We start from the raw sequence: 20,378 nt of genomic DNA, 5'->3' as shown, positions 1-20,378 counted from the left end.
AGTAGGGGCGGGACAGAACGGACATGGCGAAAGTTCCTAAGTGACTGGAATCTTTCTAACCCGTCCGAATGGGTTTGTCAAATATATAATCGCCCCGTCATACCAGGAACCATCCCGGAACGTGTAGTCGGCAGATGCAGAGGCGAGCACTTCCGGCACGATGAACGGCGTGTTGCCGATCAGATCCGGATTGGCGTCCCGGGTTATGTCGATGTCGTATGCGGTGATGCCAGCAGTGATCTTGAATTGCTCCGTGACGTTGATCTTGGCTTCGGCCTCGAAGCCGCGCGAGCGCACTTCACCGGTCTGCATCTGGGTGAAAGGCGTGACGTTGGTGGGCACGTTCTGCCGCGTGAGGTCAAACACGGCGAAGGTGAACAGCCCGTCGACGAAGCTGGGCGCATATTTGATGCCTGCCTCGTATTGGAGGCCTTCCTCGGGCTTGAAGAGATCGCCGTTCGCATCGGTGCCGATGATGGGATTGAAGAACGTGGCGACGCTGGCGTAGGGGGTCAGGCCGTTGGCGAATTCGTAGGCGAGGCCGGCGCGCCCGGAAAACTCGCCATCGCTGCGCTTCTGCGTCACGTTCTGATCCGGGCTGTAAAAGGTCGGCCGGTCCTGAGCCGTCAGCCAGCCGCGATCGTAGCGCCCGTTGAGCGTTGCAATCCAGCCATTGCCGAAGCGCATCTGGTCCTGGACATAGAAGCCGAGCTGGCTCTGCGTGAGATCCTGATTGATATAGCTGACCGGGTCCGGCAAGGGCGCTCCCGGGATCGGCAGGAAGGCGTCGATGTCCGGCGTGGTGCCGAAGATCGCCGATGACTGAACCTGGTCGATGTTGAAATATTTGTAGTCTATGCCTGCCAGCAGCCGGTGTTCGACCGGGCCGGTGTCGATCTTGCCCTCGATCTGGTTGTCGATCAGGAAGGTGGTGGACTTCGTCTGGTGGGCAAAGTTGATTCGGGCGAGTTCCGTGTCACTTGCCCAGCCGTTGGCGTAGACGAACTGCTCGTCGATATCGGACATGCCGAACCGGGCCAGCGAGCGTATCGTCCAGTCGTTGTCGAATGTGTGCTCGAACTCGTAGCCAAGCGCCCCCTGCTCGCGGAGGTACTTGTCGACGGATTGCTCGCTGAAATTCGCGTCGCGCCGAATACGGCCGTAGTTCACCCCATTGACGACGCGATCGACCACCGTCCCTTCATAGGGCAGGAAGCTATCGCCATTATGCGTCTCGTCGATGTGCATGTAGTTGGCGAAAAGCGTGAGGCTGGTCTGCTCGTCGGGCTTGAAGGTGACGCTGGGGGCGATAAAGCCACGCCATCCCTTCTGATAGTCGCTGTAGCCTTCGCCGCCCTGAAGCCGGCCGTTCATCCGCCAACTGACGGTGTCGCTGGCAAGGTCGGATATGTCGAAGCCGAGATAGGCGGTGCCGGCATCGTTGATGCCGCTTTCGACATATCGGTTGCGACTGAAATCGGGGCGCTTGCTGACATAGTTGACGATGCCGCCTGGGTTGCTGCCCCCGTACAGAACGGAAGCCGGACCCTTCAGCACGTCGATCCGCTCCAGCCCGAACGTGTCGACATAGAAGCCGCCGAACGCATATGCAAAGAGCTGCAGCCCATCCAGATATGCGCCCGTCTGCGTCGCCTGGAAGCCGCGCAGGAAGAGCCAGTTGGTGTCGGCATCGGTCCCGAAGGGCTGGGTGAAGACGCCCGGCGTATAGCGCAGCGCTTCGCCGACGTTCTGGGCACCCGCGTCATCCATCTCCTCGCGGCCGACGACGGATACGGATTGCGGGATCTCGTTTATCGCCGTCGCCGATTTCGCGCCGGTTCGGCTTGATCGCGCGACAACGCCGCTGACCGGACCCACTCCGGTGGAATCGCCGTCCCCGTCGCTTTCGACCACGATTTCCTCGAGCTGTGTCGGCTGGCGTTGCTGCGCGTGAACGCCCGAGACTGGAAGCGAAGCCATTGCCGCGCTGCAGCCGAGAAGGAAAAGCGTACGAGATCGAGTGGTCATCACAACTCCAGTCAGTCTGCCCGGGCGCGAGGCGCCTTCCTTATAATACCTGACTGCGTATCTCTACTTATCTCATGAGGATTGGATATTCTTGACCCGATTGTCCGATTTTGAGCAGGCGTCCCCTGCCGCCGCATCATTGATGCAAAAATGTCACGTCCGCTGTTCCCGTTTCCAGGCAGCGGGGCTGGTGCCGACAATGGAGCGGAAGACGCGGTTGAAGTGAGCTTGGTCTGCAAAGCCGCATTGCGCGGCGATGCTGCCGGCCGAGGCGTCGGATTCACACAGCAACTTCTGCGCCTGCCGAACGCGCGCCTGCATCACGTAGCGATGCGGCGGCACACCGGCAGCGGCCTTGAACGCATGACTGAAATAAGTCTCGGACAGCCCCACCAGTCCCGCAAGTTCGCTGAGCCGCAACGGGTCGCAGCAATTGGCGTGGATGTGTTCCACCGCCTGCCGAAGTTGGAAACGTGATAATGCCGGACGACGTGGGCGTGATTCCTGCTTTACCTCGAACAGCAGCGCCAGTAGCGCATTTCCCAATCCCTCGAGATATGCAAGATGGTGGGCGTCGTCGGTTTGCAGTGCCTCGGCGATCATGTTTGCGAGCGCCACAATCCTGGAATCCTGCATCGCCAGACGAGGTCTTTCCAGCCGCTCTCGGGAAAGCGCTCTTCCGAAACGACGCTGAATGGCCGCCTCGCTGAGATGCAGATCCATATGGCGGATACGCGTAATGCCTCTGGCAAGACTGCGTATCGGGTAGTTTCCGGGGATGTAGCTCAGGCAATGACCGGCGGGGGCACGGTAGGCATGCTCGGTTCCCTTGCCGCTGAGTTCAAATTCGCCGTCGCCGTCGATCGACAGGGGCATAAACAATCGAGGGTAGGGAGCCACGTAGTCGCCACGGGCCGCTTCCGTGCAGTTTACGTCCCAAAGGTCGGCCACAATTCCATCCCAAGCTCGCCACTTCAGTTCACCGATTACGGAGAAGCCCTGGATATGACTTTCCATATGCGGGCTGAATGTGCCGATGCTCATCTGAAATCGTCCCCGCCGGCAGATGATTGCCACTTGGCGCAGCAGTGTCCGAATGGTGTCTGTCCAAACTTGGTTGGATCATAGATACCTGATATAGCAACTCAAGTTTCACTGAGCCGATATTCAGAGCGAAGATTGGAAATAATCCACAGAACTTTTCGCTGCCGAAAATTCTGGAAAAGTCAATAAAATCAATTCGATAGTATTTCGCCGGCCTCAATAACGGAATTATTGCCGGTGATAGTAATTTTATGAAATAAAATCATATACTTACAGGAGAAGTAGCTCGAGAGTGGGAGCGATCTAGATCCCGCGTTGCAGGCAGTAGGCCGGCTCGAGCATCCATGACGCAGGCATCCCACACGCCGTGGGCAAACCGGTTCAAGTGAAGGTCGTCCGGCGCATGTGGGCGCCGGACGATGTTCGCACCGAAAATCAGCGATACGGGTACCCTGCCTTCTGCTGGTCGGCCGCGTAGCGCTTGAATATCTCGACGACGCGGGCCGCCCGCTCCGATTCCTGGGAGATTTCATCCCAGAAGGCTTCGGCATCCTTCGTGATCTGGCTCCATTCCTCGGCCGGCAGGGAAGTCTGTTCCATCTTCTCGCCGTGTACGCGCAGTTGTGCTTCTCCGCCCCAGTACCAGACATTTCGATAATAGTGGGACTGATCAATCGTCGATTTGTAGAGCTGCTGCAGGTGCGGCGGGACCTTGTCCCAGCTTTCGGTATTGGCAAAATACGAGCCGAACCACGCGCCGGTCATAGAGTTCGACAGCGCGTACTTGCAGACGTCGGCCCAGCCGACCTCGTACGCTTCGGTGAAGCCGCACCAGGCTACGCCGTCGAGGTCGCCAGTGCGCATCGCCACTTCGACATCGTCCCACGGCACGGTAACCGGCACCATGCCGTAGCGGGACAGGAAACGTCCGGCGGTCGGGACGCCGAACACGCGAAGGCCGTTGAAGTCGGCGATGCTGCGGATCGGCTTGTCCACGGTGAAGACGTGGAGTGGGTCCCATGCGCCGGTTGACAGGTATGTGACGTTCGGGACGTCCGCATAGGCTTCGCGCCAGATCTCATCGAGCCCGTAATACATGAACATCGATGCCACATCGAGGCTGTAGCGTGTGGCAAACGGGAAGTAGCCGCCGAACACCGCGATATCGACGGGCGAGGCCATGGTCGCCTCATCGGACTGGATGGCGTCGAGTGTGCCGTTCTGCAGTGCGCGGAACAGTTCGGAGGTCGGGACCAGCTGGTCGGCGTAGTAAAGCTCGATCTCCATCTCGCCGTTTGCAGCCGCGTTGAACGCGTCTATCTGCGGCTTGATCACATGCGCACCCAGCGGGGCGCCGGAATAGGTCTGCAGCCGCCATCTGATCGGCGCCTGTGCGCGCACGATCGCGGGTGCTGCAAGCGTGGCCGGCATCGCCAGGCCTGCCGCCGTGAGAAATTTGCGTCGGCTGGCGAGAATCCGTTGGGAAGGCGTCTTATCGGTTTTGTCAGTCATGATGTCTCTCCTCTGGTCGCTCTGTGAACACTAATCTCATCCACGAAACTGGCTGGGCAGCCAGGTCGCAATCTGCGGGAAGGTCATGAGCAGCCCGATCGTCAGGATGATCATGATCACGAATGGCCAGATCGACTTGTAGATGTCGATCAGCGTGATTTCTTTGGGAGCCAGTCCGCGCATCAGGAACAGATTGTAGCCGAAAGGCGGGCTGATATAGGCGATCTGGCATGTCATCGTGTAGAGGATACCGAACCAGATCATCTGATTGTCGATACCGAGGTCGAGCTGCGCGACGAGCGGTATGTATAGTGGCGCGACGATGACCAGCATGGCCGTGTCGTCCAGGAACATGCCCATGACGATGAAGCTGGCCTGCATGAGCAGGATGACCGCCCAGGGCGACAGTTCCCAATTGTTGATGAAAACGTTCTCGATCGCCCTGACGGCGCCGATGCCGTCGAAGACCGACGAGAAAGCCAGCGCCCCAAGGATCACCCACATGAACAGCGCCGTCACCGACATGGTCTCGCGCGCGGTTTCGTTGAGCAGGGCAAAGGACAGCCGCCCTTTCCACGCAGCGGCGAGAAGAGCCGATACGGCGCCGACGGCGGCGCTCTCCAGCAGGCTCGTGTAGCCGGTCACGAACAGGCCGATCATCACGACGAAGATCACGACCGGTATGATTCCGGCCCTCAACAGCTTCAGCTTATCGACGAGCGGCATGGCAAGTTCCTCATCGCTGAGCTTGGGTGCCAGCGACGGGTTCAGCTTGCAGCGGATCCAGACATAGGCCGCGAAGATCACGGCCATGATCAGCCCCGGAAACACGCCAGCAAGCCACAGATCTGACACCGGCTGCCTGGCGATGACGGCGAAAAGGACCATGACAACCGACGGAGGCAACAGGATGCCCAGCGTCGAGCCGCCCTGCACCACGCCCGTGATCAGGGCCTTGTCGTATCCCCGGCGCAGCATCTCGGGAAGTGCGATCGCGGAACCGATTGCAAGCCCGGCCACCGACAGACCGTTGATGGCGCTGATGATCACCATCAGGAAGACGGTTCCCAACGCCAGGCCGCCAGGCAACTTTCCGAACCAGACATGCATCATCTGGTAGAGTTCTTCAGCGATGCCGCTCTTCGACATCATGTGGCCCATGAACACGAACAGCGGCAGTGTCAGGAGCGCGTGCCAGGAGAACAGCTTGAACGCGGCGTTGAACGGCAATTCCGCGGACGCGTTTCCATAAAGAGCAAGCGCGCTTGCGGCCGCTACCGCGCCAATCATCGCGAAGACGCGTTGACCCGTCAGCATGAGAAACACCATGCCGGCGAACATCAGTACGGCAATTGTCTCGTAACTCATGCCACCACCTTGCCACGCGCCCTGGCGAGGTCCTTGAAGAAGATTGCGAAGCACTGGAGGATCATCAGCGCCAGGCAGATGGTCATCAGGACCTTGATTGGTACCAGCGAGGGCGCCCAAAGCGACGGAAGGCGCTGATTGGTCGCCCAGGAATATTGCAGCGAGGAAATAGATCCCCAGAGCATGACGGAGAGATAGAAAGTCACGATCCAGATCGTGATCATGTCTATCCAGGCCTTGGTCCGGTCGGACAAATTCGCATAGATAAGGTCCAGCCGGACGTGGCTGTCATCCTTCAGGGTCTTGGGCCCGGCCAGAAAATAGAAGGCGGCAAGCGTGAATTGTGCGGTCTCGACGGTCCAGTTCTGAACGAAGCCGAAGGCCTTGTCGGACACGACATCGAACAGCAGGACACCGATCATCAGGTAGATCAGATATTTGGCAAAAGCCCCGATAAACTCGGCAAGGCGGTCCATGAGGCTGACATAAGATCTTATCACAGCGGCCATCCGTTACCTCTGCGTGGTGTGTGTGTGAACATCGGTCATTGCACCGTCACCGCGGCCGACTGGAGCGCGAGCCTTGTCTGCGTTTCAAGCATCCCGTCGCACACCAGAATGTCGATCTCATCCAGCCGACAGATGCGATGCGCCGCCTGCCGTCCGAATTTGTCCACATGCGCAACGACGACGATCTTGCGGGCGTTGGAACACATCGCCCTCGCGATGGATGCTTCGTCGAAATCCGCAGCATAGGCGCCGGCTGACATGTCCAGGGCCGCAACGCCGACGATCGCATAGTCGGCGCGGAAGCGGGCAATCTGCTCGATCGCATCGGCGCCGACGGATTCATCGTTGTCGGGCGCGTAGAGGCCTCCGATCAGGTGCACGCGCGCATTGCCAGTCCCTCTGGCCATGACGTGCGCTATACGCACCGAATTCGTAACAATTGTCAGCCCGGTAGTGCTGGTCAGCGCATGGGCGCACGCCAACGTCGTCGATCCGGTGTCGATCAGGCAGGTATCGCCCGGCTTTACGATTTGCGCCAGCTTGCGTGCGATCTCGTTCTTGCCCGCAGCGGCCTCATCCATCCGTTCGTCGAAGGTGCCCTCGGCATGGAGCCGCATCCGCCGCGCGCCGCCGTGAATCTTCTGGACGGATCCTTCCTCGGCAAGCACCGCCAGATCGCGACGGATCGTTTCAGCCGAGACCCCGAAATCGGAGGCAAGCATATCCACGGTCACTTCGCCTTCGCGTTCGATAATATCGAGCACGCGTGTCCGACGCTGCTGCGGCTTCACCCCTGTTCCCCTTCTCCAGACTCTGGAATGGTCCGGTCTCAGGATTTAGGCCCGCCGGAAATGGCCATGTCAACAAAATAAATCCACTTCTCAAAGACAAAACGGTCAAAACCTCATTCTGTGTTGACTATTTGGGCAATCTGGCTGACAAACAGGCTTTCAAACGGAGAGTTCCTTGACCGCTTCGGCTCCAGCCCTGTCCGGTCTGTTCGACGTCGCGATCATTGGCGCGGGCGTGGTTGGCTGTGCGCTCGCGCGCCGGTTCACGCTGGCTGGCGCCCGCGTGGCGGTCGTCGAGAGGGCGGCGGATATTCTGGACGGAGCCTCGAAGGCCAATTCCGCCATCCTTCACACGGGGTTTGACGCCCCACCCGGATCGCTCGAGCAGGCGTGCATTGCGCAAGGATATGAGGAATACCTGAGGATCCATCCGAAACTCGGCCTGCCGCTCGTCAGCTCTGGTGCGCTCGTCGTGGCGTGGACAGAAGAGGAGGAGGCGGCCCTGCCAAGCTTGGTGGCGCAGGCGCAGGAAAACGGTGTCACGGACGTGGAGATGCTCTCCCACTCTGCCATGCGGGACGCCGAACCGGGCCTGGGTCCCGGGGCTCGTAGTGCGTTCCGCGTTCCTCGTGAATACCTGATCGATCCGTGGTCGGCTCCCTTTGCCTATATGTTGCAGGCTATCGAGAACGGAGCGAAACTGCTTCGCGGGGCCGAGGTGGTGGGAGGGCGCCATGAGGGGCATTGGGTTCTCGAAACCACGAAAGGCACGGTGAGTGCATCGCTGGTCGTCAACGCCGCAGGGCTTTGGGGCGACGTGATTGACGAAAGGCTGATCGGTCGACGCGATTTCAGCATCAGACCCCGCAAGGGGCAGTTCGTCGTCTACGACAAGTCCGCAGCCGCGCTGGCAGCGCATATCATTCTTCCGGTGCCAAACAAGGTGACGAAGGGGGTGGTGGTCTGCCGAACGGCCTTCGGCAATCTGCTCGTCGGTCCGACTGCCGAAGATCAGGAAGAGCGCGAGCACGCCACGCTGGTTCCCGAAACCCTCGAACAGCTTCGCAAGCGCGGCGCGGAGATACTCCCCGGACTGGGCGCGCACGCTGTGACTGCCATCTACGCCGGGCTACGCCCCGCGACCGAGTTCAAGGATTTTCAGATTCGCAGCCATGAGGGTCGACACTACATTACCGTCGGCGGCATTCGTTCGACCGGCCTGTCGGCCGCTCTAGGTATCGCAGCGCATGTCGAGCGCCTGGCCGGTCTGACGCTCGATGCGCCTTCTACGCCGGTTTGGCCGACTGTCTCCAATATAAGCGAGTATGCTCCCCGCGACTGGGAGGTCCCTGGTCATGGCGGGGTCGTTTGCCACTGCGAGATGGTCACGCGGCGCGAAGTGCTCGCAGCGCTCGACGGTCCGCTGCCCGCTCGGTCGCTGGCCGGCCTGAAGCGCCGTACACGCGTCACGATGGGGCGCTGCCAGGGGTTCTTCTGCTCGGCGGAGCTGGCCAGCATCACGGCCGGTCGTCTAGAGCATGACATGGCGGACGGGATCGAATGAGCTTGCCGACCGAAGCAGACGTGGTCGTCATCGGCGCCGGACCGGCCGGACTGGCCGCGGCGACGACGCTCGCGTCTGTCGCGTCGGTGCTGGTGCTGGATCGCGAGAATTGCGCAGGCGGCATCCCGCGTCATTGCGGGCACTATCCATTCGGCTTCCGGGAATTTCATCGGCTGATGAAGGGCCCCGACTATGCGAAGAAGCTGGTGGACCGTGCCGTGAAGGCGGGGGTGCGCGTCGCGACGGGCGTCAACGTTGTGGAACTGGAGCCGGGACCGCGGGTTGGCGTCACGTCGGATGCCGGCCGCTCGCACATTAGCTCCAAACTGGTCCTGATCGCGACCGGGGTACGGGAAAGTTCCCGTGCGCAAAGGCTTATCGGTGGCGACAAGCCGGGTGGCATCCTACCCACGGGCGCGCTGCAGGGTATGGTCTATCTCGAAGGCAGAAGGCCATTCCGGCGGCCGGTGATCCTGGGAACCGAACTTGTCTCGTTCTCTGCAATCATGACCTGCGGCCATGCAGGCATTCGTCCTGTCGCGATGGTCGAGCCGAATCCTACGGTCACGGCACGCTGGCCAACGGGGATCTATCCCTGGCTCAAGGGTATCCCCCTGCATTTGTCGACGGACATAAAGCGCATTGAAGGCCGTAGCTGGGTGGAGCGCGTCGTGCTCGAAGGCCCGGCCGGCGAAACGGTGGTTGAAGCCGACGGAGTCATCGTCAGTGGGCGTTTCCTGCCGGAGGCGGCGCTGCTGCATGGGAGCCATATCGAGCGTGATCCGGCCACCGGCGGCCCGGTTGTGGACAGCTACGGCCGCTGTACGGATCCTGCATACTTCGCCGCCGGGAACGTACTGCGTCCGGTGGAAACCGCTGGTTGGAGCTGGGCTGAAGGCAGGGCCGTAGGCAAGGCCATGTGCCTTGCGCTGGAAAACGCCTTGCCTGCACGCGAAACAACACGGCTCAATCTCGTCGGTGATGCGCTCGGCTGGGCCATTCCGCAGCACGTGGGAACGGGTGCGGAGGCCGCCCTGAATAGGCTGCAACTGCGTGTCACTCGCCCGGTGCGGGGACGGCTTTCCATGCGCGTTGACGGGGTGGAAGTCGCCTCGCGCCGCATCAGTACCCGCCCGGAGCGCCGCATAACTTTGCCGTTGCCCCAAAGAAGCGGTCCGGTCGAAATCGTGCTGGAGGAAGAATGAGGGCGCTGGCCATCGATCAGGGCACGACGTCGACCCGCGCTTTGGTGGTGGATGAGGCCGGCGTCACCACTGTCCATTCCGTGGAACACAGACAGTTCTATCCTGCTCCCGAGCATGTGGAACACGACCCTGAAGAGCTGATCGCGAACCTGACTGGATGTCTGCAAGCGGCGCCCGATGTCGATTGCGTCGGACTGGACAATCAGGGCGAGAGCTGTCTGGCCTGGGATGCGCAGACGGGCCGTGCCATAACGCCGGTCATTGTCTGGCAGGACAGTCGCACGGCGCAGATATGCGACCGCCTCAAGGCAGGCGGGGCCGAAGCGCTCACCTTGTCGAAGGCTGGGCTGCCGCTCGATCCATACTTCTCCGCGTCGAAGCTGGGGTGGATCATGACTCATGTGCCGCAGGCGCGGGAACTGCTGCGCGCAGGCAAGCTTCGGCTGGGAACCACCGACGCGTTCTTTCGAGACAGGCTGACTGGAAGTTTCGCGACCGACCCGAGCACCGCATCCCGCACGAGCCTGCTGGATCTGGAGACCGGGACATGGGATCCGGAATTATGCGCTCTGTTCGGCGTACCCATGGAGGCGCTTCCAGAAATACGGCCTACGAGCGGCATCCTGGGAACCCTTCCTGGCGGGAGGAAGCTGACGGCCTCCGTCGTGGACCAGCAGGCCGCTCTATACGGACATGGCGCGCGCAAGCAAGGCGACACCAAGATCACCTTTGGCACCGGCGCTTTCGCGCTTACGCTGACGGGTACGTTAGCCCGCGGGAACGGACCATTGCCGACCATCGCGTGGAGCGATCAGGCTGGTCGAAATGTCCATGCGCTCGATGGCGGGGTGTATGCCGCCTCGTCAGCGGTCAACTGGGCGAGGGGCTTGGGACTGTTCTCCGATTTCGCGGACATCGATGAATTCGACCGACCACCGGCGATCTCGCGTGGCATAGCTTTCGTGCCTGCACTGGCTGGGCTTGCCTGCCCGCATTGGGACCGCAACGCCAGAGGCGCCTGGATGGGGCTGTCGCTGGACAGTAAATCCATCGATATGGCGCAGTCCGTTCTGGAGGGCGTGGCTTTCAGGACTGCCGAGGTGATGTCGTCCATCGCGGCAACCACTGCCATTTCGGAGCCCGTCAGCATTGACGGTGGTATGAGCCGCAATCCCTGGTTCTGCCAGTTCCTCTGCGACGTGCTGGGCCGGCCGCTTATGATTTCGGATGAGCCCGAACTGACGGCGTTGGGATGCGCGCAGCTTGCCGCTGTCGGCGCGGGTTTCTCGCTCGAGAGAGCGCCCACCGGCCGTCTGTTGACGCCCCGTCCGGTCGATCCGGGTTGGTTCGAGACGTTCGCGAAGGCCAGGGACGCGATCCGCGCCTTCGGCGCGAACGGGTAACACGCCCGACCTGTTCGCGTGGTGGGGATACCATTATCGACAGCCGTTTGGCCGCGCCGGTAACGTCGCCAGCTTCCAGGACGACACGAAGGGATGCCAGTTCTCGGGCAGGCTTTTGGCTTCAGCTCGGGTCGACTAAGGCGTCAAGGAAACGCGCTTTGATCGCTTCGGCGTCGCAATCGAGCAGAACATTCACCGAGGGGCGGCCGTGTGTGCGGCGGGTTTTTCCGATCGCAGGGCCTTCCAGATCCACGCTCAGCGGCGTTCGCTCGCCGGAAAAGAGTTCGGGATGGCGGGCGGCGATCAGGGTCATGGGGTCGTGAAGGCCGCAGCCCGTCAATCCGATCGATCTGTAGAAATCCAGGTAGAAGCCACTGATGTCCTTGAGAAACGAGCCGTTTGCAATGTTGCTGGCCGCAACGAGATCGAAATCTGTGTCTGTAAGCAGCACCCTGAGGGTCACGTCGAGGCCGACCATGGTTATCGGAGCGCCGGAGGCCAGCACGATATCGAGCGCATGAGGATCGTGGTAGGTGTTGGCCTCGGCAAAAGGCGTGATGTTGCCGGGCGAATCGAGAGCGCCGCCTATGACGACCATCTCTCGCACGTTGGTGGCAAAGGCTGGGTCCATCTCAATGGCGGCCGCTATGTTGGTAATCGGCCCGATCGGACAGACCACAACATCTCCAGGATGTTCACGAACGGTCCGGCAGAGAAATTCGGCGGCGCTTTCATTGTGGGGCGCTCCCCGGGGCAGCGGCGCGGCTAGCGCGCCAAAGCCTTCGGGCCCATGAACGTGGTGCGAAGGTGCAAAGGGGGGCAACACAAGGGGTTGTGCGGCACCCTGCGCAACGGGCACGTCGCGCCCGATACGTTCGACGAGATGCAGCGCGTTGCGGGTAGCCTGGGCGACGGTGACGTTGCCGAAGACCGTGGTCAGCCCCAGAAGCTCGATTTCTGGGTCCGCTGCCGCGTAGAGAATGGCCAGCGCGTCGTCGACGCCGGGGTCTGTGTCGATAATCAGTTTCATGACGCCAGGTCTTAATCGACGTCGAGCGTCTCTGGAAGACGTTTGCGATCGTTACCGATCTTTCGAACCGGTTAATGCCCCGACACGACCTCCGGTCACTTGAGCTTTCGCTGCGCGGCGCCGACAGCGATGGTCGCGGTAAGCAAAACAGCGGTGTAGCCGGTGCTGGACCGCGTCGCATACGTGCCGTTGTTGGGTGTCAGGTGGAGGGTGACTTGGATTGCAATGGTTCCGTGGGGCCGTTGTACTGAAGGGTTCTATTCGTCGATGGCTTCGCGTCCGGACATCTGATCGATTAGGATGCGGAAGAAGACGTTGCCGGCATGGTCGGACAGCGGTGGGGTGACCGGCTTCAGAGCGCCCGGTTCCCACCAGCTTGTGTGCTGACTGAGCAGCGACCATGCATAATCCCTCTTTCTTTTGGAGCCGATGCGATCGGGCAGTTCTTCGAAGCGTCCTTCTGCTACGACGCTGCTCCAGCCCCGGCCGTGGCCTTTTTCCTCTACAAGCAGCGCTACGTTCGGATTGTTGCGCATTATGTTCAGCTTCCGACCCGGCATGGTGAAGGCATAGGCGCAGCTATCGGCATAGGCATAGAAGATCGGCACGAGATAGGGGCGATCTGCCTCGGAGCATGCAAGACGCGCGAGCCGGTTGGCAGCGACAAGCGCTTTGCATTGGGCCTGTGGAATATCGCGGATGATCATGGCTGCGTCTCCTTTGAAGACTGATCAATAAGCGCCAATTGCCGGCACCCGCTTTGTCGCGTGTCAATTCGGCGCCGAAACCCGTTCCGGTCACTTCACCATCCGATCACGAATCGAGCCGCAGTTGCGCCAAAGCGCGGCGGATTTCGTTGCCCAGCAGCCGTTCAGGCGGCGAGATGCCGGACGACGCGGACATCACGACGCCGATCCTCAGGTTGAGAAGCACGTCGTGCATCAGGGGCACGAAGCACAGCGTGCCTTGCTGGATGTCTTCGTAAAAGCCGATCTTGGTGTAGAGGCCCACACCGCGCCCGGCCAAAATCATCTGCTTGGCAACATGGAGAGTGTCGGTGAAGCAGCTTGTCGACAGCGCCGCCGACATGCCGGAAATCGCCTGGTCGATGATCGAATTGCGGCCGCGCGCATCGACCGTGCGCACCATTTTCTGCCCGGCAATGTCGGCAATCATCAGGTTGGTCCGCCCGGCAAACGGATGGTCCGGCCGCATGATGATGCCTATAGGCGCGGTCTTTTCGGAAATGACGCGGACGTCCGGGTGCAGATCGAACGTGAATGTTATGCCGATGTCGGCAAGGCCATCCGCAACCGCCTGCATGATCTCGTCCGGCTGTGCCGTGGTAATCGAATACGTCACCTGGGGATAGATGCTGTTGAAGCTGAGAAGGATGCGCGGCAGCAGCCCGTAGGTCACGGAATCAATCGCCGCGATGTTGAGATGGCCGGCACGCAGGTCGCGGATGTCGTCAAGGAGCGTTCTGGTGCGCTCGTAGTCATGCAGCGTCTTGCGGCAATGCTCGAGGACAATGGCACCCGCATCGGTCAGCGTCACCCCTTCCGGGGTTCTCTCGAACAGGCGAACCCCCATCTCGGCTTCTGTGCTGATGATCTTGCGGTTCACGGTCGTCGAGGAGACGTTCAGGATTGCCGAGGCCTTCCGGATCGAGCCCTGCCGGGCGACTTCGTCAAAGTACCGCAGAAAGTTGGAATGCACCGTACGGCTCCTGAAAGGGGCGATGCAGAATATGCCTCACTGTTAGCATGTTTTTGCACTTTTTGCATCAGGCATATCCCTTCTACTCTTCGTGATGGAAGCCGGCACGGGGAACAGTCGGCCCATCGCCACAATCGTTGGAACCGGGAGAACTGCAAATGTCGCACGCAATTTCCAAAGGGGTAAACCGCCGCTCGTTTCTCAAGACCGTGGGCGCCGCCGCAGGCCTGGCGGGCGCGGGAACCTTCATCACCATCTCGCGCGCAGCAGCACAGGACAAATTCAAGGTGTCGATGCAGCTCGGCTGGCTGACTGGCAACGGCAACCTTGGCGAGATCGCCGCCGACAAGCTCGGCTACTTCGCTGAGGAAGGCCTGGAATTCGAAATCGTGCCAGGCGGGCCGAATGTGGACGGCGTCGCATCCGTCGCTTCCGGCCGCTCCAATCTGGGCCAGGTTTCGTCCAGCCCTTCGCTGCTTCTGGCGCGCTCGGCAGGCATTCCAATCAAATGCATCGCGGCCGGCTATCAGCAGCACCCCTACACCTACTTCTCGCTGAAGAAGAACCCGATCAAGACCCCGCAGGACATGATCGGCAAGGTCATCGGTACCCAGGCGACAGGCCGCATCCTTTTGCGCGCCCTGCTGGCGAAGAACGGCATTTCCGAAGACCAGGTCGAGCTCAAGGTGATCGGCAGCGACATGGCGCCGCTGATGACCGGGCAGGTGGACGCGATCACGGGCTGGAAAACCAACGTCAACGCGCTGTCGGTGCTCGGCGACGAGCGTGTCGACATGACCCTCTGGGATGCCGGCATCCAGCTCTATGCCAATCCGTTCTACACCACCGACAGTGTGCTGGCCGAACATGGCGACAAGGTCGAGGCCATGATCCGTGCCATCTCGCGCGGCTGGGGCTGGGTTCGGGAAAACCAGGAGCAGGCCGTCGACTACCTTGTCGAGCGTCTGCCGAACCTGGACAAGGAAAGCGAACTCAAGGCCGTGCCGCTCGTGGTCGACTATTCCTTCAGCGAAAGCACCAAGTCCGGCGGCTGGGGTGTGATGACGCGCGAGAACTGGCAGGCCCAGATCGATACCTATGCGGAACTCGATCAGTTCGCCAAGGATGCTCCGGCGGTCGACGACATCATGACGCTGGACATTCTCGACAAGACCGCCGACGTCCGCCCGAAGGTCGGCTGATCCGATGGTCGCTGTTTCGACGAATGCTGCTGCAGGAACCCAGGTCCCTGCAGCCAGTCTGCGCAATGCCTGGGTCAAGTTCGGCCAGTTTACGGCCATTCAGGACATCAGTCTTGAGATCGAGGCGGGCGCCTTCTATTCGATCCTCGGCCCGTCAGGCTGCGGCAAGTCCACATTGCTGCGCCTAGTGTCGGACCTCATCCCGCCGGCGGCGGGTGAGGTCTCGGTCTTCGGCAAAACGACGGAGGCAGCGCGACTTGCGCGCGAGTTCGCCTTCGTCTTCCAGGACGCGACGTTGCTGCCTTGGCGCAGCGCCCTGAAGAATGTCGAACTTCCGCTGGAGATCGGCCGCAGCCGCGGCATCGACATTCCGGTCAGCGACAAGACCCCGATGGAGCTTCTCGAACTGGTAGGGCTCAAGGGGCGCGAGAACGCCTTGCCGCACGAACTCTCAGGCGGCATGCGCCAGCGTGTGGCGATTGCCCGCGCGCTAGTATGCCAGCCGAAGCTGCTCCTGATGGACGAGCCGTTCGGCGCCCTCGACGAGATGACGAGGGACCATCTCAACCTTCAGCTTCTGAAGGTGTGGGAAGAGACGGGCGTGACGATCCTGTTTGTCACCCACTCGATCCCCGAGGCGGTGTTTCTCGGCCAGAAGGTGCTGATGCTGAAGGCGCATCCGGGCCGGTTGCACGAAATCGTCGATATCGATCTGCCGTATCCGCGCAGCATCGCACAGCGCGATACGCCGGAATTCACCCGCTATTCCGCGCATCTGCGCGGACTGCTGGAGGCGTGCTGATGACCACCCTCGAAAACGCATTGAATGTGATCCAGACAGACGAAGCCGCCGAGATCGCCGCGGCACGGCGAAACCGGGTGATCGCCATCGCCACGCCGGTGGCAACCGCTGCGGCGCTGATTGCGGTGTGGGAAGTCGGCGTGCGTGCCTTTGGCGTGCCCGATTACATCGCGCCCACGCCGAGTGCCGTGGCATCGACGCTCGTCGGCGAGTTTCCGCAGCTCATGCGCAACTTCTGGCCGACCTTCTACGAAAGCGTGTTGGGGTTTGTCGTCGGCAATCTGGCCGCGGTTCTGATCGCCGTGGCGTTCGTGCATAGCCGGTTGGCCGAGCGCGCATTCTTTCCGATCGCGGTCTTCATCAACACCATTCCCATCCTGGCCATCGCGCCGATCCTGGTCCTGATCTTCGGGGCAGGCCTCACGGCGAAGGTGGTGATCGCGGCGTTGATCTGCTTCTTCCCCACCCTGGTCAACATGGTGCGGGGCCTGCAGGCGGTCAGCCCGCAGGCGCTGGAGCTGGCCCGTATCCTGTCGGCATCCAAGTCGGAGGTGTTCTGGAAGATCCGCCTGCCGTCCTCGCTGCCGTTCCTGTTCTCGGCATTGAAGATCGCGGCCACCACCTGCGTCATCGGTGCGATCGTCGGCGAATGGGTCGGGGCCGACCTCGGGCTGGGCGCGCTGATCCTCGACGCCACATTCAACTTCCGCTCCGCCTTGCTCTACGCGACCGTTTTCCTGTCGTCGGGCTTGTCGGTGCTGTTGTTCGTCGCGGTCTCGGTCGTCGAACGGCTGGTTGTGCGATGGTGAGCACAACCTGAGCAGAAGCAAAATTTGAACTGAAACAGAGCCGCCCGCAGCGGCTCAACGGGAGGAGTGCGCCGAAATGAGCACCAACACAACGCATATTTCCTTGAACCGAAGCGAGCAGGTACCGGTCGTTGCCGATTGCGACGTGGTGGTCGTGGGCGGTGGTCCGGCCGGCCTGAGCGCGGCCGTCTCCGCTGCCCGCAACGGCTGCTCCGTCACCCTGATGGAGCGCTACCATCACCTTGGCGGGATGGCGTCCGGCGGCATGGTTCTCGTTCTCGACGACATGGTCAATGACGGAAACGAGATCGTCACCACCGGCATCGTCAGCGAGTTCGTCGATCGCATGGCAGCCCAGGACGGCGCGGTCTATCCGCCGTCGCAGGACTGCCTGACCAACTGGGATATGTGGAAGAAGTGGTCGCGCTGGGGCTGCATCGACTTCCACAAGACCGGCATGCCGCAGCCGATCATCCATGCCGTCGCGTTCGACCCGGACTGCTGGAAGCGTGTCAGCCTCGACCTCGTGCGCGAAGCCGGCGTGAACCTGCGCCTGCATTCCTGGTTTTCCGAAGCGATGGTGGAGGACGGCCGCGTGACCGGCGTGATCTGCCAGACCAAGCTCGGTCGTCAGGCGATCCGTGCAAAGATGGTGATCGACGCCAGCGGCGACCTCGACGTGGCATCCTCGGCCGGGGCATCGTTCATGACGGGACAGTATATCGTCACGACCGTGTTCCGCCTTTGCGACGTCGACACGGACAAGGCGGAAGCCTTCGAATACGAGAACCCGGAAGAATACAAGGCGCTCGACCGGCAGGTGCGCCGGGTCATCGGCGGGGCCTGGGGCATGTGGTGGCTGAAGACGCCCCTGCCGGGCATCGTCTGGTGCAACTGTCCGCACATGCCGGGCTATGACGGCCTGTCGCCCGAGGACATGCTGGCGGCCGAGGTGGAAGGCCGCTCGCGGATGATGAAGCTGCTGGCTTTCGTACGCGAAAACCTGCCGGGCTTCGAAAACGCGAAGATGCTGGGCGCCGCCGAGCAGATCGGCATTCGCCAGACGCGGCTGTTGCAGGGAGAATATGTCGTCACGCGCGACGACGTGCGCTCTCGCCGCCACTTCTCCGACAGCGTCTGCCGTGGCCGCGACTACTACACGCCGTTCCGCGCACTGCTGCCCAAGGGCATCGACAATCTGATCGTTGCGGGCCGGCACTATTCGGTCGAGAGCGAGGCACAGAAGCTTTCGCGCGAGATCCCGCCCTGCATGGCCCAGGGCGAGGCGGCCGGCGTGGCGGTCGCGGTGGCGCTGGACCAGAACTGCGCGCTGCGGGACGCCGATGTCGCGACCATCCAGAAACGCATGCGCGCGCAGGGCGCTGACCCGGGCGACGTTCCGTCTGCAAACGCACTCGTCGCAAACGTCGCCGCCGAATGAAGGACACGACCGTGAATACCGATACTCTCCCACTTTCCGGAGTCCGCATCCTGGACTTCACCCAGGTCATGCTCGGCCCCTGCGCAACGCAGATGCTGGCGGATTTCGGCGCCGACGTGATCAAGATCGAACGGCCGGGCGCCGGCGACCTGTCGCGTAATTTCTTCGATCAGCGATCGGAAGCCGGCATGAACAACGCCGTCTATTCCTCGCTCAACCGCAACAAGCGCTCCGTCGAGATCGATACCAAGTCGCCGGCCGGCAAGCAGATGGTCTACGACCTTGTGCGTCAGGCCGATGTTGTGGTCGACAACTTCCGCGCCGGCGTCATGGACCGTCTCGGCTTCGGCTACGAGACTTTGAGGGCGATCAACCCCCGCATCATCTGCGCCTCTGGCACGGGGTTCGGTGAGAAGGGCCCCTATGCCCATAAGGGCGGGCAGGATGTGCTGGCGCAGGCGATGAGCGGTGTCATGGAGAAGACCTCCGACCCGTCCATACCGCGCTCTATCTACCCGACGACGCTGTGCGACTATACGGCCGGCATGCATCTGGTTCAGGGCGTTCTTGCCGCCCTTCTGGCGCGCGGCAAGACGGGCCACGGCCAGAAGGTCTCGGTGTCGCTCTACGATTCCATGATCGCGATGCAGATGCAGGAAGCCGCCCAGTGGAGCAAGCATCGGGAGGTGCTCAACTGGGCCGCGATGCCGCTCACCGGCGTGTTCGACACCACGGATGGCGCGCTGGTCGTGGTCGGTGCCTTCAAGGCAAATCCCCTTCGCGACATTTGTACTGCGCTGGGCATCGAGGATCTCTCGGAGAAGTTCCCGGATCTCGCCAGCCAGCGTGCGGACAAGCCCTACCTGCAGGGGCGTTTCCGGGATGCCTTCGCGACGAACACGACTGCCCACTGGATCGCGCGGCTGGAGGAACAGGACTTGCTGTGCGCGCCGGTGCGCGCGCTCAGCGAAGCCCTTGACGACCCGCAGACGGCGATCAACGGCATGCTGCTCGATTTCGAGCATCCGGTGCTGGGGCAACTCACGGTCGTCGGCTCCCCGGTTCATCTCAGTGATGCGCCATTGGTGCTCCGGCACGCGCCGCCGCGTCTCGGCGAACATACCCAGGAGGTGATCGACGAGTTCGGCCTGCAACCGACGGCGAGGGCAGCGGAATGACAGTTCGCCTCGAAATCGACGGGTATGTGGCAAGGGTTACGATCGACCGCGCCGAGCGCATGAACGCGGTGGACGCCGATACGGAAGCGGCGCTGGAAACGATCTGGCAGAAGATCGAGAGCGACGACGCAGTCCGTTGCGTCGTTCTGACCGGGGCAGGGGACCGTGCATTCTCTGCTGGCGCGGACCTCAAATCAGGTTCCGGCCTCTCAGGGCTGGAATACTGGGCGCGGCAGAACCCCAACGGTTTCGGCGGCATCTCATTGCGCGAGAGCCTGAACGTGCCCGTTATCGCGCGGGTCAATGGGCTGGCTCTGGGCGGCGGCATGGAGATGGTCCTTGGATGCGACATTGTCATTGCCGCCGACACCGCGCGTTTCGGCCTTCCCGAGGCGAAGGTGGGGCGCTTGCCGCTCGACGGCGGCATGGTCGCGCTGCAACGGCTCGTGCCGCGCAATATCGCGGCGGGCCTGATGTTGACGGGCCGCATGATGAGCGCGACCGAGGCCGCCGCCTATGGCCTCGTGAACGCGGTCGTGCCTGCCGAACGGCTGGACGCGGAGGTCGATGCCTGGGTGGCCGACATTCTCGCCTGTGCGCCTCTGTCGACCAAAGCCATCAAGGCGACGCTACGAAAGACCGCCCATCTTTCACCGCGCGAGGCGCGCTCCTTCCAGACCCCGGAGCTGATCGCAGCGCTCCTTTCCGAAGATCAGGACGAGGGCGTGCTGGCCTTCCGGGAGAAGCGGACACCTGTCTGGCAGGGAAAGTGA

The 20,378-nt window shown here is 61.8% G+C and carries 18 protein-coding genes; 9 read left to right on the top strand and 9 right to left on the bottom strand.

Annotated features, from left to right (window positions below; genetic code table 11):
* Positions 1-36 precede the first annotated feature (36 nt).
* The 6 genes from ACVJNE_RS14035 to ACVJNE_RS14010 form a co-directional block, all read right to left on the bottom strand.
* The gene (locus ACVJNE_RS14035) at positions 37-2,028 is read right to left on the bottom strand and encodes a TonB-dependent siderophore receptor (RefSeq protein WP_499566469.1); all 1,992 of its coding nucleotides are present in this window, start codon (positions 2,026-2,028) and stop codon (positions 37-39) included.
* A 153-nt stretch (positions 2,029-2,181) separates the two neighbouring features.
* The gene (locus ACVJNE_RS14030; protein WP_499566467.1) at positions 2,182-3,072 is read right to left on the bottom strand and encodes a helix-turn-helix domain-containing protein; all 891 of its coding nucleotides are present in this window, start codon (positions 3,070-3,072) and stop codon (positions 2,182-2,184) included.
* 435 nt (positions 3,073-3,507) lie between these two features.
* Entirely contained in the window at positions 3,508-4,584 is a 1,077-nt protein-coding gene (locus ACVJNE_RS14025) for a type 2 periplasmic-binding domain-containing protein (protein ID WP_499566466.1), read from the bottom strand.
* Positions 4,585-4,620: 36 nt separating this feature from the next.
* Positions 4,621-5,952: a TRAP transporter large permease gene (locus ACVJNE_RS14020; RefSeq protein WP_499566464.1), complete on the bottom strand. Its 1,332-nt coding sequence runs from the start codon at positions 5,950-5,952 to the stop codon at positions 4,621-4,623.
* Complete coding sequence (locus ACVJNE_RS14015; protein WP_499566462.1) at positions 5,949-6,461, bottom strand: TRAP transporter small permease subunit; 513 nt, start codon at positions 6,459-6,461, stop codon at positions 5,949-5,951. The genes ACVJNE_RS14020 and ACVJNE_RS14015 overlap by 4 nt, the downstream gene beginning before the upstream one ends.
* A 35-nt stretch (positions 6,462-6,496) precedes the next feature.
* Positions 6,497-7,252 (bottom strand): DeoR/GlpR family DNA-binding transcription regulator, encoded by a 756-nt coding sequence (locus ACVJNE_RS14010; RefSeq protein WP_499566460.1) that lies wholly within the window; start codon positions 7,250-7,252, stop codon positions 6,497-6,499.
* Positions 7,253-7,427: 175 nt separating this feature from the next.
* Here ACVJNE_RS14010 and ACVJNE_RS14005 point away from each other — a divergent pair, with 175 nt between their 5' ends.
* The 3 genes from ACVJNE_RS14005 to ACVJNE_RS13995 are packed head-to-tail and all read left to right on the top strand — an operon-like array spanning position 7,428 to position 11,424.
* Entirely contained in the window at positions 7,428-8,816 is a 1,389-nt protein-coding gene (locus ACVJNE_RS14005; protein ID WP_499566458.1) for an NAD(P)/FAD-dependent oxidoreductase, read from the top strand.
* The gene (locus ACVJNE_RS14000; protein ID WP_499566456.1) at positions 8,813-10,021 is read left to right on the top strand and encodes an FAD-dependent oxidoreductase; all 1,209 of its coding nucleotides are present in this window, start codon (positions 8,813-8,815) and stop codon (positions 10,019-10,021) included. The genes ACVJNE_RS14005 and ACVJNE_RS14000 overlap by 4 nt, the downstream gene beginning before the upstream one ends.
* A complete protein-coding gene (locus ACVJNE_RS13995) occupies positions 10,018-11,424 on the top strand; it encodes an FGGY family carbohydrate kinase (protein ID WP_499566454.1) in 1,407 nt (468 codons plus the stop codon). Before ACVJNE_RS14000 ends, ACVJNE_RS13995 begins: the two co-directional genes overlap by 4 nt.
* A 121-nt stretch (positions 11,425-11,545) precedes the next feature.
* On the opposite strand, the gene ACVJNE_RS13990 is transcribed toward ACVJNE_RS13995, so the two are convergent.
* The 3 genes from ACVJNE_RS13990 to ACVJNE_RS13980 all read right to left on the bottom strand — a co-directional run bounded on the left by ACVJNE_RS13990 (position 11,546) and on the right by ACVJNE_RS13980 (position 14,173).
* Positions 11,546-12,454: a nucleoside hydrolase gene (locus ACVJNE_RS13990; RefSeq protein WP_499566452.1), complete on the bottom strand. Its 909-nt coding sequence runs from the start codon at positions 12,452-12,454 to the stop codon at positions 11,546-11,548.
* 257 nt (positions 12,455-12,711) lie between these two features.
* A complete protein-coding gene (locus tag ACVJNE_RS13985) occupies positions 12,712-13,161 on the bottom strand; it encodes a pyridoxamine 5'-phosphate oxidase family protein (RefSeq protein ID WP_499566450.1) in 450 nt (149 codons plus the stop codon).
* Positions 13,162-13,267: 106 nt separating this feature from the next.
* On the bottom strand, positions 13,268-14,173 hold the full coding sequence (locus ACVJNE_RS13980) for a LysR family transcriptional regulator (protein WP_499566449.1): 906 nt from the start codon (positions 14,171-14,173) through the stop codon (positions 13,268-13,270).
* Positions 14,174-14,331: 158 nt separating this feature from the next.
* Here ACVJNE_RS13980 and ACVJNE_RS13975 point away from each other — a divergent pair, with 158 nt between their 5' ends.
* From ACVJNE_RS13975 to ACVJNE_RS13950, 6 genes are all read left to right on the top strand, one after another.
* On the top strand, positions 14,332-15,375 hold the full coding sequence (locus ACVJNE_RS13975) for an ABC transporter substrate-binding protein (RefSeq protein WP_499566447.1): 1,044 nt from the start codon (positions 14,332-14,334) through the stop codon (positions 15,373-15,375).
* Positions 15,376-15,379: 4 nt separating this feature from the next.
* Positions 15,380-16,177 (top strand): ABC transporter ATP-binding protein, encoded by a 798-nt coding sequence (locus ACVJNE_RS13970; RefSeq protein WP_444724927.1) that lies wholly within the window; start codon positions 15,380-15,382, stop codon positions 16,175-16,177.
* Positions 16,177-16,986, top strand: coding sequence for an ABC transporter permease (locus ACVJNE_RS13965; RefSeq protein WP_499566445.1), 810 nt, complete (start codon positions 16,177-16,179; stop codon positions 16,984-16,986). The genes ACVJNE_RS13970 and ACVJNE_RS13965 overlap by 1 nt, the downstream gene beginning before the upstream one ends.
* Positions 16,987-17,062: 76 nt before the next feature.
* Positions 17,063-18,427 carry an FAD-dependent oxidoreductase gene (locus ACVJNE_RS13960; protein ID WP_499566443.1) on the top strand — a complete coding sequence of 455 codons (1,365 nt, stop codon included), beginning with the start codon at positions 17,063-17,065 and terminating at the stop codon, positions 18,425-18,427.
* Positions 18,424-19,605: a CaiB/BaiF CoA transferase family protein gene (locus tag ACVJNE_RS13955; protein ID WP_499566441.1), complete on the top strand. Its 1,182-nt coding sequence runs from the start codon at positions 18,424-18,426 to the stop codon at positions 19,603-19,605. Before ACVJNE_RS13960 ends, ACVJNE_RS13955 begins: the two co-directional genes overlap by 4 nt.
* Complete coding sequence (locus tag ACVJNE_RS13950) at positions 19,602-20,378, top strand: enoyl-CoA hydratase-related protein (RefSeq protein WP_499566439.1); 777 nt, start codon at positions 19,602-19,604, stop codon at positions 20,376-20,378. Before ACVJNE_RS13955 ends, ACVJNE_RS13950 begins: the two co-directional genes overlap by 4 nt.

It is taken from the genome of Mesorhizobium sp. DxT (assembly GCF_058448885.1).
The sequence above is the reverse complement of the archived record's forward strand: the minus strand, read 5'-3'. Positions and strand labels throughout refer to the sequence as shown.